Origin of the sequence: Bradyrhizobium sp. CIAT3101, assembly GCF_029714945.1 — a bacterium.
Lineage (GTDB): Bacteria > Pseudomonadota > Alphaproteobacteria > Rhizobiales > Xanthobacteraceae > Bradyrhizobium.
On record NZ_CP121634.1, the window covers coordinates 5,485,567 to 5,497,239 of the forward strand.

General features: G+C 64.4%; 16 protein-coding genes. 12 read left to right on the forward strand and 4 right to left on the reverse strand.

The genetic code is table 11. The features are described 5' to 3' along the window. The first annotated feature begins 35 nt into the window (after window positions 1-35). The 4 genes from QA645_RS26095 to QA645_RS26110 all read left to right on the forward strand — a co-directional run bounded on the left by QA645_RS26095 (window position 36) and on the right by QA645_RS26110 (window position 3,825). On the forward strand, window positions 36-1,772 hold the full coding sequence (locus tag QA645_RS26095; RefSeq protein ID WP_254130735.1) for a DUF87 domain-containing protein: 1,737 nt from the start codon (window positions 36-38) through the stop codon (window positions 1,770-1,772). A gap of 227 nt (window positions 1,773-1,999) precedes the next feature. After that, complete coding sequence (locus QA645_RS26100; protein WP_254130734.1) at window positions 2,000-2,578, forward strand: peroxidase-related enzyme; 579 nt, start codon at window positions 2,000-2,002, stop codon at window positions 2,576-2,578. Further along, window positions 2,575-3,054: an MgtC/SapB family protein gene (locus QA645_RS26105; protein ID WP_283044433.1), complete on the forward strand. Its 480-nt coding sequence runs from the start codon at window positions 2,575-2,577 to the stop codon at window positions 3,052-3,054. Before QA645_RS26100 ends, QA645_RS26105 begins: the two co-directional genes overlap by 4 nt. Before the next feature lie 108 nt (window positions 3,055-3,162). Continuing rightward, entirely contained in the window at window positions 3,163-3,825 is a 663-nt protein-coding gene (locus QA645_RS26110; protein ID WP_254135375.1) for a flavin reductase family protein, read from the forward strand. Between the two features lie 7 nt (window positions 3,826-3,832). Here the strand turns inward: QA645_RS26110 and QA645_RS26115 are convergent, their stop codons facing one another. Next, a complete protein-coding gene (locus tag QA645_RS26115; RefSeq protein WP_254130732.1) occupies window positions 3,833-4,066 on the reverse strand; it encodes a hypothetical protein in 234 nt (77 codons plus the stop codon). A 7-nt stretch (window positions 4,067-4,073) separates the two neighbouring features. Then, window positions 4,074-4,838, reverse strand: a complete 765-nt coding sequence (locus QA645_RS26120) for a Crp/Fnr family transcriptional regulator (protein ID WP_254193175.1) — start codon at window positions 4,836-4,838, stop codon at window positions 4,074-4,076. 113 nt (window positions 4,839-4,951) lie between these two features. Between QA645_RS26120 and QA645_RS26125 the strand changes: the two genes are divergently transcribed. Next, window positions 4,952-5,155: a hypothetical protein gene (locus QA645_RS26125; RefSeq protein ID WP_283044434.1), complete on the forward strand. Its 204-nt coding sequence runs from the start codon at window positions 4,952-4,954 to the stop codon at window positions 5,153-5,155. A gap of 34 nt (window positions 5,156-5,189) precedes the next feature. On the opposite strand, the gene QA645_RS26130 is transcribed toward QA645_RS26125, so the two are convergent. Further along, on the reverse strand, window positions 5,190-5,333 hold the full coding sequence (locus QA645_RS26130) for a hypothetical protein (protein WP_254130729.1): 144 nt from the start codon (window positions 5,331-5,333) through the stop codon (window positions 5,190-5,192). Between the two features lie 268 nt (window positions 5,334-5,601). Here QA645_RS26130 and QA645_RS26135 point away from each other — a divergent pair, with 268 nt between their 5' ends. Then, window positions 5,602-5,757 (forward strand): hypothetical protein, encoded by a 156-nt coding sequence (locus QA645_RS26135; protein ID WP_254130728.1) that lies wholly within the window; start codon window positions 5,602-5,604, stop codon window positions 5,755-5,757. 16 nt (window positions 5,758-5,773) lie between these two features. Here QA645_RS26135 and QA645_RS26140 read toward each other — a convergent pair whose 3' ends face one another. Further along, a complete protein-coding gene (locus tag QA645_RS26140) occupies window positions 5,774-6,400 on the reverse strand; it encodes a ParB-like protein (protein WP_254130727.1) in 627 nt (208 codons plus the stop codon). Window positions 6,401-6,728: 328 nt separating this feature from the next. On the opposite strand from QA645_RS26140, the gene QA645_RS26145 reads away from it, so the two are divergent. The 6 genes from QA645_RS26145 to QA645_RS26170 all read left to right on the forward strand — a co-directional run bounded on the left by QA645_RS26145 (window position 6,729) and on the right by QA645_RS26170 (window position 11,518). Continuing rightward, on the forward strand, window positions 6,729-7,076 hold the full coding sequence (locus QA645_RS26145; protein ID WP_283044435.1) for a hypothetical protein: 348 nt from the start codon (window positions 6,729-6,731) through the stop codon (window positions 7,074-7,076). Window positions 7,077-7,307: 231 nt separating this feature from the next. After that, the gene (locus tag QA645_RS26150) at window positions 7,308-7,595 is read left to right on the forward strand and encodes an acyl carrier protein (protein ID WP_007592476.1); all 288 of its coding nucleotides are present in this window, start codon (window positions 7,308-7,310) and stop codon (window positions 7,593-7,595) included. 10 nt (window positions 7,596-7,605) lie between these two features. Next, complete coding sequence (locus QA645_RS26155) at window positions 7,606-8,076, forward strand: 3-hydroxyacyl-ACP dehydratase FabZ family protein (RefSeq protein WP_254130725.1); 471 nt, start codon at window positions 7,606-7,608, stop codon at window positions 8,074-8,076. After that, window positions 8,073-9,278 carry a beta-ketoacyl-ACP synthase gene (locus tag QA645_RS26160; protein ID WP_283044436.1) on the forward strand — a complete coding sequence of 402 codons (1,206 nt, stop codon included), beginning with the start codon at window positions 8,073-8,075 and terminating at the stop codon, window positions 9,276-9,278. Before QA645_RS26155 ends, QA645_RS26160 begins: the two co-directional genes overlap by 4 nt. 21 nt (window positions 9,279-9,299) lie before the next feature. Next, window positions 9,300-10,577: a beta-ketoacyl-ACP synthase gene (locus tag QA645_RS26165; protein ID WP_254130723.1), complete on the forward strand. Its 1,278-nt coding sequence runs from the start codon at window positions 9,300-9,302 to the stop codon at window positions 10,575-10,577. A gap of 8 nt (window positions 10,578-10,585) precedes the next feature. After that, complete coding sequence (locus tag QA645_RS26170; protein ID WP_254130722.1) at window positions 10,586-11,518, forward strand: lipid A biosynthesis lauroyl acyltransferase; 933 nt, start codon at window positions 10,586-10,588, stop codon at window positions 11,516-11,518. Window positions 11,519-11,673: the final 155 nt, after the last annotated feature.

Consider the following 11,673-nt stretch of genomic DNA (forward strand, 5'->3'; position numbering starts at 1 on the left):
GGGCAAACTCCTCGGACTTTCCAGGTTCATCCATCGTGACTTCCTTTGGACGCGTCATTTCGGTACGCGGATCGCTCGCCCGGGTCGGGCTTCTGGCGGCAAGCCAGATGCCGGTCTCGGAGGTTCGGGCCACCGTCGGCCGCTTCGTCAGCATCCGCTGCGCCAGCTCGGTCATCGTCGCCATGATCACCGAGGTGTCCTGCGAGAACTTGTCGAGCCCCGACTACATCGCCATCGCCTCGGTCGACCTGCTCGGCGAGATCCTCAATGCCGCCGACAAGGCCAAATTCCAGCGCGGCGTCACCAACTATCCCACCATCGGCGATGCGGTCGACCTGATCACCAGCCAGGAGCTGCGCACCATCTACGCGCCGACCGGCTCGGACCAGATCAATGTCGGCTTCCTCCAGCAGGACCGTTCCGTCGTCGCCTATGTCGATATCGAGGAAATGCTCTCCAAGCACTTTGCGGTGCTGGGGTCGACCGGCGTCGGTAAATCGACCGGCGTGTCGCTGCTGCTCAACGAGATCCTGAAAGCGCGGCCCAACCTGCGCATCTTCCTGCTCGACGTGCACAACGAATATGGCCGCTGCTTTGGCGACCGCGCGCTGGTGCTCAACCCGCGAAACCTGAAGCTGCCGTTCTGGCTGTTCAATTTCGAGGAAATCGTCGACGTGCTGTTCGGCGGCCGCGCCGGCGTGCCGGAGGAGCTCGACGTCCTCGCCGAAGTCATCCCGATGGCCAAGGGCATCTACACGCAATACCAGAACACCGATCGGCTCGGCCTGAAGCGCGTCGATCCCAAGCAGATCGGCTTCACCGTCGACACGCCGGTGCCGTATCGTCTGGTCGATCTGATCTCGCTGATCGACGAGCGCATGGGCAAGCTGGAGAACCGCTCTTCGCGCATCATCTATCACAAGCTGATCTCGCGCATCGAAGCCGTGAAGAACGATCCGCGCTACGCCTTCATGTTCGACAACGCCAATGTCGGCGGCGACACCATGGCCGAGGTGATCAGCCATCTGTTCCGCCTGCCTGCCAACGGCAAGCCGATGACGGTGATGCAGCTCGCCGGATTCCCGGCGGAGGTCATCGATTCCGTCGTCTCGGTGCTTTGCCGCATGGCGTTCGATTTCGGCCTGTGGAGCGACGGCGTCTCGCCGATGCTGTTCGTCTGCGAGGAAGCGCACCGTTACGCTTCCGCCGACCGCAATATCGGCTTCGGTCCGACCCGCAAGGCCGTCTCGCGCATTGCCAAGGAAGGCCGTAAATACGGCGTCTATCTCGGCCTGATCACGCAGCGTCCCGCCGAGCTCGACGCCACCATCATCTCCCAGTGCAACACGCTGTTCACGATGCGTCTTGCCAACGACCGCGACCAGGCACTGCTGCGCGCCGCGGTGTCGGACGCGGCCGCGAACCTGCTGTCCTTCGTGCCCTCGCTCGGCACCCGCGAGGTGCTGGCGTTCGGCGAAGGCGTCGCACTGCCGACGCGGTTGCGCTTCAAGGAGGTGCCGCCGCACCAACTGCCGCGCGGCGAAGCCACCATCGCGAGCGTGCCGTCGATCACGTCGGGTCACGACATGCATTTCGTCGGCGCGGTGCTCGAGCGCTGGCGCGGCGCGACCTCGCAGCGCGACGTCCCGAACGACCCGGTGTTCCAGGCGCCGACGGCCAAGACGCTGGCGCCGGCCGAGACACCGATGCTGCAGCCCTCGATGGGCCTCGATCCGGACCGCTTCTCGCTGCTGAAGAAACCGCTCAGGTAAGGCGTAGACATCGCTTCCGCGAATGCCGCTGTCATGCCCCGGCTTGACCGGGGCATCCAGTACGCCGCGGCCCTTCCGTATCACGCACCGTCTCGGATTACTGGATCGCCCGATTAAATCGGGCGATGACACCGAGTTTGTGGCACGCGCCCCGCGAAACGTCGCGACACATTGAGGCGGCCTCCCGCATCGACTATGGTTGCCGGCCCCAAGCCGGAACCATGCCCATGACAAAGCCCGCGCAACGCTTCCCCGCACCCGCTCTCGACACGCTCCCTGACGACATCCGCACCCGTCTCCTCGCCGTGCAGGAGAAGAGCGGCTTCGTACCCAACGTGTTTCTGACGCTGGCCTACCGGCCCGATGAGTTCCGCGCCTTCTTCGCCTATCACGACGCGCTGATGGAGAAGGACAGCGGCCTCACCAAGGCCGAGCGCGAGATGATCGTGGTGGCGACTTCGGCGGCCAACCAGTGCCAATATTGCGTGATCGCCCATGGCGCGATCCTGCGCATCCGCGCCAAGAATCCGCTGATCGCCGACCAGGTCGCGATCAATTACCGCAAGGCCGACATCACGCCGCGGCAAAAGGCGATGCTCGATTTCGCGATGAAGATCTCGGCCGACGCGCAACGGATATCCGAGGAGGATTTCGCAAGCCTCGCCCCGCACGGCTTCAGCGACGACGATATCTGGGACATCGCGGCGATCGCGGCCTTCTTCGCGCTGTCGAATCGTCTGGCGAATTTCACCGGCATGCGGCCGAATGACGAATTCTACCTGATGGGACGACTGCCCAAGACATGACGGAGCTCGACTGGACGGAAATCCTGCTGCGCCTCGGTGTCGCGACGCTTGCCGGCAGCGCGATCGGGCTCAACCGCGATCTGCATGGCAATCCGATCGGGTTGAAGACGCTCGGCATCGTCGGCCTCTCCACCGCGACCATAGTCCTGCTCGCGTTGCAGCTCGCCGAGCCCAGCAGAGTTGCCGATGCGACGAGCCGAGTCATCCAGGGCATCCTCATCGGCATTGGCTTCCTCGGCGCCGGCGTGATCGTCCACGAGAGCGATCGATTTCGCGTCCGCGGTCTGACCAGTGCCGCCTGCACCTTCCTTGCCGCATGCCTCGGCGTCGTCTGCGGCGCCGGACAGTGGAGGATCGTTGTGGTCGCGTTGGCGCTGGCCTTCGCTGTGCTCACGATCGGCCGCCGGATCGAGCACTGGGTGCACCGAATGCTCGGCGGCAAGGACGAGTCGCACGGGGATCACAGGCAAACGTAGCGCCCCTTGCTCAAATCTTCCGCTCGCATCTTGGTCAGAAGCGCTGATAATTGCCCCGAAGAATTCGGTGGTCGCTGGCTCGACGACCGTTCCGACCTGAGAGACATGATGGACAGCAGTGCTCACACTCCCGACGACGTCACGTTCGACTTCCGCGAGCTATCGGCGCGCGACAAGTACAAGCTGCTGATCGGCACCGTCGTACCGCGGCCGATCGCGCTGGTGACGACGGTTGATCCCGCAGGGAAGATCAACGCAGCGCCATTCAGCTTCTTCAATTGCCTGTCGGCCGATCCGCCGATCCTCGCGCTCGGCGTCGAGAACCATCCGGACATGCGGTTCAAGGACACCGGTCTCAACATCCGCCTGACCGAGGTCTTCACCGTCAACATCGTCTCGCACGCGATTGCCGAGGCGATGCATGTCTGCGCCGTGCCGTTCGCGCCGGAGCATGACGAGTTGAAGGCCGCTGGGCTAACCGCCATGCCGGGCAAGACCGTGGCGTCGCCCTGGATCAAGGAAGCGCCGGCCGCGTTCGAATGCCGCCGCCACATCACGCTCGAACTCGGCAAATCGCGTCAGATCATCATGGGCGAGATTCTGTTCGCGCATTACCATTCAGACGTCGTCGACGCCGAACGCCTGCACATCGACCCTGCCAGGCTCGATGCCATCGCCAGGCTCGGCGGCAGCACCTGCGCGACCATTCGCGATCGTTTCGACATGGAGACGCCGACGCTGGACGACTACTGGAGCCAGCGGCAGGCGTAGCACTGCTTCAGGCCTCCTCGACCTCGAGCGTGATCGACACCTTGAGACACGGGTCGTGCTGGCTTTCCCGGACATCCACGACGACATGATGGGCCGTGCCGGCAACGAACGCGTCGCGAGCTATGGACACGCCGGTGAGCACCGCCTCCTTGCGCGCGCCTTCCGCGTTGGCGAAGTCCTGCCCAGTCTCATCGCGAATGAAGCGGCCGTTCTCGTGGATGTCGAAATGAAATCGGGGCATCGGCGCCTCAAAGGGTTGGCGACTGGTGCAAATAACGGTCGTCGAAATCGGCGAGTTCCAAAAATTTCCGTTCGTCGAGCACGGTGGCGTGGCCCCGATGGAACTCGACGATCCCTTCCTGGCGCAATTGCTTGATGACGCGGTTGGCGTGAACTGCGGTAATCCCGAGCGCTTCGCCGATCTGCTCCTGGGTCAGCGGCATCTCGAAACTCGCCCCGTCGACGCGCCCGATGATCCTCAGGCGCTCGCGCAATTCGATCATGACATGGGCGAGCCGCGCCGGCGCAGGACGCTGGCCGACATTGACGATCCATTCGCGAAACATCGCGGCATCGATCAGCGTGTCGCGCCAGAACAGCTCGGCGACGACAGGCCTGCGGCGATGCAGCTTTTGCAGCGTCTCGTGGCTGATGAAGCCGAGCGTCGCCGGCGTCAGCGTCGACAAATCATGGTCCATCACGTGCAGGAACAGGCTCATCAGGTCCGGAATCTCGCCGGGGATGTGGAGCGAAAGGATCTGCCGCTTGCCGTTTGCGATCGTCTTGGAACGCGCGCAGAATCCGTCGGCGATCAGGCAGCAGTCGGTCGCGCGCTCGCCGTCGCGCACCACCGCCGTTTCGGCGGGGTACTGCCGCACCGAAATCGGAAGGGCTTCGATCTCGCTGATGTCCTCGTCCGCGATCGCGGACGAGATGCGCAGGCGCTTGATGAGCGCCGCGCGGATCGCGTCGCTGGGCACGTCGTTTGCTCCGGTCGTGGAGATGGAACTCATGGCGCCGCAGCGCCGTCGGGATAAAAACCCGCAATCCACCAGCCCGGTTCCAACAAAAGTTAAGGACGCGAATTGGCTGCACATGGTTGGCTTGGCGCTCGAAAGGGCAAACCATGACCAAAAAGCGCAACCGAACGCGTCCCGCCCTGTCCCTTCAGGAACGCCTGGACAAGTTCACACAGGACGCGCGTGCCGCGGCAAAGAAACTGCCGCCCGGCGCAGAGCGTCACGCGATGTTGCAGAAGGTCCGCGACGGCGAAGCCGCCTCCGAGATGGAGCGCGCGTTATCCTCACCCGCTCCGGAGGCTCCGAAATAATCGGCGCGGCCCGAGGCCGCAAAGCACGCCAATGCTAGTGCTTGTCCATCAGCGGAAGCGCCGGCGCGAAGCGCTCCGCGAAGGTCAGTGTCCTGGCCTGGTGGACTGCGGCAAACGAAGCCGAGATTCCGACCGAAGCCACCGCGAGCAAGGCAATTGCGAAAACCATACGGCGCATGTTCGCCTCCTGTGTGAGCTCGATACCCCTATTGGTGGGATGGCTCTGTTTCAGGACGGTTTCGTCGGCGCGGAAAATGATTTCGCTCAAGCGGCTGTGATCGGATTCGGCTTACCGGACCGCAAGTCGTAACCAACTCATAAGTATCGCTGTCGTTTTGCGGCCAGCACGAGCGGGGAATTTCACGCCCGCGATCACGATCATGAATCGCAAGACGGCCGCGACGAGCAGCATTTGCTCGATTGCAGAGTGTTCGAGGAATAGTCAGATGAAAATCGTCATCGAAAGGCTCAATGGTCTGTGGCACCTCATCGTCGGATCGAGTCGGATCCGCACGCCCTTCCTGGAAACCCAGGACCGCGCGCTGGTCGTCACTTACGCCCGGCGTGTCTACCCCGGCGCCAAGATCTTCCAGCGCGACTGATGCAAGCGGGCGCGCCTCAATCGTCCGATGCCGGGCCGCACCAGCCGGGCAGATAGACTGCGTCCTTGCTCTTGGCCGCGGCCAGAGCTTTCTCGAGCGCCTTGTCGAAATTGGCATCGACCGCCTTGCGCGTCAGCTTGCGGCGCAGGAAATCGGCCCACAGAAATTCGGAGAACGGCGTGGTGTCCTTGGCGAAGCCGCCCATGCGGCGGAGCTCGCCGGCAAGGCTGCGGAACGGATCGTCCTTGAGGTCGACGACCGATTTCGGCAGATCGCGGAAGGGGCGACGCTCGCCCTTGCTGTCGTAAGGATAGACCCAGCGCTTGTTGTCCATCACGCCCCAGAACGCCTCGCGCTCGACCATGCGGAGATCGCCGACAACCGTCACCAGCACCTGCTTGATGCCCTCGTCGTGCAGCGCGCGGCCGAGATGGTGATGGTCGATCACGTAGTAACGTCCGTCAGGTCCGTAGACGACAGGGATCATGTGGGTGCCGAGCAGATCGGACTGCTTCTTCTTGTCGTGCTCGCGCCAGCGCTTGCGCTTCTCCTTGACCTCGCGCATGCCGACCGTCATCTGCGTTGGTCGAAGCGACAGGATCGGCACCGGGTGCACTCTCGGCTCGCGTGCGTTGGGGGTCATGATCGAGGCCTCTCAGTTGGTTGCCAAAGCTTGTGGTTGCGAAGGCGGGTCAGGGTTCCCGATTATGCCATGGGCCCTGCGGCGGCAACATGCGTTCGCAGCGCCAGGCGCCATTGTCCAAGCGATTGTTGCAGCGCAACCCGCGGCCCTGACACCGGGATGACAAGCCGCTCCGACGCTCGTTCGCGGCGCGGAAGACGGCGGGCGAAAAATGCTCAGACGATGATAATGCGAATGCGCAATGCACGTGCGCGGTGAGAAGATTTTCTGCAACCCCTGTGTCGCCTATGCTATCTAAAAATCGCTGCTTCGGAGTAATCCCCGCCCCATGAAATCCCAGCGGCCCATAACCTCGGACGATGAGCACAGGGTGCTCCAGTTCAGGCCGCGCACGACGCCTTCCCCGGTGGTCCGCCGCGGCAGTGGCGTGGTCCAGCCGCTGCACGTGCATGCGGCCCCCGAACCGCTGGACCTGTCCCGCTACGAGCAGCCGCGCGAGCAGCCGGATGACTTCCGCCATCGCATGCTCGCCAACATCGCCGCGCTCGCCTTCACCATCGCGCTGACCGCGATCGGGATCTGGCTCGCCGTCAGCATCGCCGACCTCCGCCGGACCCAGGATTGCGTGATGATGGGCCGCCGGGACTGCGTCAAGATCACGACCCCGCACATCTAGGCCCGGCCCGGCCCCCGAAGCACCGTCCCCGGCGGAAACGGCTCCGGACCGGCATCCCCAGGCCTGTCCCCACCCCTGTCCGGCTCCATTGAACTCAGGGCGGCGCTCCGATATACGGGCTTCCGACCCGTCCAGAGGGGGGTTAGAGGGCGTCATTCGGGGCGCGACGCCCACCCACCGTGCCACTCTGGGATATCTGACAAATACCAGCAATATATCAAAGGCTTAGTGATGTCTTCCACATTCGATCAGGTCGCTACGATCATCGCTGAAACCTGCGACATCCCGCGCGACACGATCACGCCGGATAGCCATGCCATCGACGACCTCGGTATCGACAGCCTCGATTTCCTGGACATCGCGTTCGCGATCGACAAGCAGTTCGGCATCAAGCTGCCGCTGGAAAAGTGGACCCAGGAAGTCAACGACGGCAAGGCGACCACCGAGCAGTATTTCGTGCTGAAGAACCTGTGCGCGCGCATCGACGAACTGGTTGCCGCCAAGGGCGCGAGCGCCTAATCGGGCGGTCATGCAACTCGAATACTTCCACATGATCGATCGCATCGTCGACCTCAAGGTCGACGAGAAGACGATCGTCGTCGAGGCCCAGGTTCCCCAGGAGAGCACTGTCTTCGAGGGGCACTTCCCGGGCTATCCCTTGATGCCCGGCGTGCTGCTGATCGAATCGATGGCGCAGGCCTCGGGCTTTCTGCTGCTTGGCGTGCTCAAGTTCGAGCGCATGCCGATTCTCGCCGCGGTGAAGGAAGCCAAGGTGCGCGGTTCGGTGTTTCCGGGCGACCTGATGACCCTCGAGGCGAGCGTGGCCCATGAGGGCTCGGGCTATGCGATGACCGAGGCCAAGATCAGGGTCGGCGGCAAGCTGCGTGCGAATTCGACCCTCACCTTCACGCTGATTCCGTTCCCCAATGCGGATATGCGCGGATACATGGACGCGGTCGCAGCCCGCGTCGGCTTTCCGCAACAGGCCGTCTCGCCATGACTGACACCGCTTCGAAGCCCGGCCAGACGGAAGTCTGGATCACCGGCATTGGTCTTGCCACCTCGCTCGGCGAAGGTCTCGACGCCAACTGGGCCGCGCTGTCCGAGAAGCGCATCAATGTCGACGAAAAGGGCTTTGCGCCCTTCATCGTGCACCCGCTGCTGCCTGTTACCTTCGACAGCCAGATCCCCAAGAAGGGCGACCAGCGCCAGATGGAAGCCTGGCAGCGCATCGGCGTCTACGCCGCGGGCCTGGCGCTCGACTCGGCCGGCATCAAGGGCAACAAGGACATCCTGTCGAAAATCGACATGGTGGTCGCCGCCGGCGGCGGCGAGCGCGACCTCAACGTCGACACCGGCGTGCTCACCGCCGAGGCCAAGGGCGCCAATGCGCCGGGCTTCCTCAACGAGCGGCTGATGAGCGATCTCCGCCCGACGCTGTTCCTGGCGCAGCTCTCCAATCTGCTCGCCGGCAACATTGCCATCGTCAACGGTCTCGGCGGCACCTCGCGCACCTTCATGGGCGAAGAGGTTGCGGGCGCCGATGCCGCCCGCATCGCGCTGTCGCGCATCGCCTCGGGCGAGAGCGACATCGCGCTGGTCGGCGGCTCGCATAATGGCGAGCGCAAGGACCTCATGGTCCTCTACGAATTCGGTGACTTCAATCTGAAGGACAAGTTCGCTCCGGTGTGGGCACGCAAGGACCACGCCGGCTTCGCGCTCGGCTCGGCCGGCGCCTTCCTGGTGCTGGAATCGAAGCCACACGCGGAAGCGCGCGGCGCCAAACCGTACGCAAAACTGTCGAGCGTGGTGACGGATCTCGCCCGCCGCAAGCAATCCGGCGACATGGAAGCGACGCTGGAGAAGCTTTGGGACAAGCTGCCCAAGCGCGATGGCAAGGGCGCGATCATCTCGGGCGCGACCGGCGCGGAGCCGGCGACGTCGGAGGAGCGCGGCTTCCTGAAGAAGCACGGCGATTTCCCGGTGCGCGCGACCGGCACGATGTTCGGCCACACCATGGAAACGCAATTCCCGCTCGGCATTGCGCTCGCGGCGCTCTCGATCTCGCGCGGCGCGCTGTTCCCGCCGAACGATTCGACCGGGACCGAGGTTGAAATGCAGGGTGCGCCCACCCAGATCGTTGTGGTGGGAGCCGGACACTGGCGCGGCGAAGGCATGGCGCTGGTCGAGGCGATTGACTAGCTCTATCGGGGGACGATCGACATGACTGCACCACGCGACAAACTCGGGCGTCCCGTTGTCGTCGTTACCGGCATGGGCATCACGACCTCGCTCGGCGCCGGCAAGGCCGACAATTGGTCGAAGCTCGTCGCCGGCGAATCCGGCATCCGCACCATCACGCGCTTTCCGATCGACGGCCTGAAGACCACGATGGCCGGCACGGTCGACTTCGTCAGCGTCGATCCGTTCTCCTCCACCGGCCTGTCCGAGCGGATGGCTGAGCTCGTCACCCAGGAAGCCCTTGAGCAGGCCGGCATCGGCGCCAAGGGCGATTTCCCGGGTCCGCTCTTCCTCGCGGTCGCACCGGTCGAAGTCGAATGGCCGCAGCGCCGCGAGCTCGGCCGCGCCGTCGGCGCGCCCGACTTCAACTATGACGATCTGCTGCGCATCTCCGGCGGCGGCAAGTACAACGCCTATCATCACCGCTTCATGTTCGGCTCGGTCGCAGCCCACCTCGCCGAGACCTTCGGCACCAAGGGTTCGCCGATCTCGCTGTCGACGGCGTGCGCGTCCGGAGCCACCTCGATCCAGCTCGGTGTCGAAGCGATCCGTCGCGGCGAGACCGATGCCGCGCTGTGCGTCGCCACCGACGGCACCGTGAATCCGGAAGCGCTGGTGCGCTTCTCGCTGCTGTCGGCGCTGTCGACGCAGAACGATCCGCCGCAGGCGGCCTCCCGTCCCTTCTCCAAGAACCGCGACGGCTTTGTCATGGCCGAAGGCGCTGGCGCCCTGGTGCTGGAGAGCTACGAAGCGGCGACCGCGCGTGGCGCAAAGATCCTCGGCGTGATCGCCGGCTGCGGCGAGCTCACCGATTCCTTTCATCGCACCCGCTCGTCGCCCGACGGCAAGCCGATCATCGGCTGCATGAACAAGACGCTGGCCGATGCCGGCATGACGCCGGACCAGATCGACCACATCAACGCGCACGGCACCGCGACGCCTGAAAACGACAAGATGGAGTACAACACGACATCGGCCGTGTTCGGCGATCTCCTGCAGAAGATCCCGGTCACCTCCAACAAGTCGATGGTCGGCCACACCATCTCGGCCGCGGGCGCGGTCGAGGCGATCTTCTCGCTGCTCACGCTCGAGCATCAGCGCATTCCGCCGACCATCAACTACGACAATCCGGATCCCACGATCCTGTTCGACGTCGTCGGCAACAAGGCGCGCGACGCCCGCGTCACTGCGGTGATGTCGAACTCGTTCGGCTTCGGCGGCCAGAACGCCTCGCTGATCCTGACCCGCGAACCGGCCTGACCGGACGCATGGCGCTGCTTTCCCTCAGCACGAAGATTCGCGCGCGGAATGCAGCCAAATCGATCGGTGGCAGCCTCATCGGCGCCGCCACCGTCGGCATGCTCAAGACCACGCGTTATTTCGATCCGGTCAAGACCTCGGACTTTTTCGCGCGCGTCACTCAGAAGATCGGCCCGCGCCTGCGCGAACACCGCATCGGCCGCGCCAATCTCACCGCGGCGTTTCCGGAGAAGTCGCCGGAGGAGATCGAGCAGATCCTGATGGGCGTGTGGGACAATCTCGGCCGCGTCGGCGCCGAGTTCGCCCATATCGATCATGTCTGGGACTACGATCGCGCCCATCCGGAAAACAGCCGGATCGAGCTGCTGCCGCGCACCATCGAGCTGTACGACCAGATCAGGGACGACGGCAAGCCGGCGCTGATCTTCGCCTCGCATCTGGCCAACTGGGAATTGCCCGCGCTCGCCGCCCCCGCGCATGGGCTCGATGCCGCGATCCTCTACCGCCGGCCGAACATCGCCTCCGCCGACCGCATCATCCAGGAGATGCGCCAGGTCAACATGGGCACGCTGATCCCGGCGGGGCGCGATGCGCCGCTGCGGCTCGCGCAGGCGCTGCAGGATGGCAAGCACGTCGCCATGCTGATCGACCAGTATCTCACCGGAGGCGTCGAGGTCACCTTCTTCGGCCGCAAGACCCGCGCCAACCCGATGCTGGCGCGCCTGTTGCGCCAGGTCGAGTGCCCGATTCACGGCGTGCGCATCATCCGCCTGCCCGGCTTTCGCTTCCGCGCCGAACTGACGGAAGAGATTCCGCCGGTGCGCGACGCCGACGGCAAGATCGACATCCAGGGCACGACCCAGGCGATCACCAATGTGGTGGAAGGCTGGGTGCGCGAGCATCCCGAGCAATGGCTCTGGCTGCATCGGCGGTGGCGCTGACTTACTCCGTCATTGCGAGCGAAGCGAAGTAATCCAGACTGCAAGTTCCTCATCCTGAGGAGCCGCGTAGCGGCGCCTCGAAGGATGCAGGCCCGGCCGGTGGCCTCGCCCTTCGAGACGCGCGCAACAGCGCGCTCCTCAGGGTGAGGGTCCGG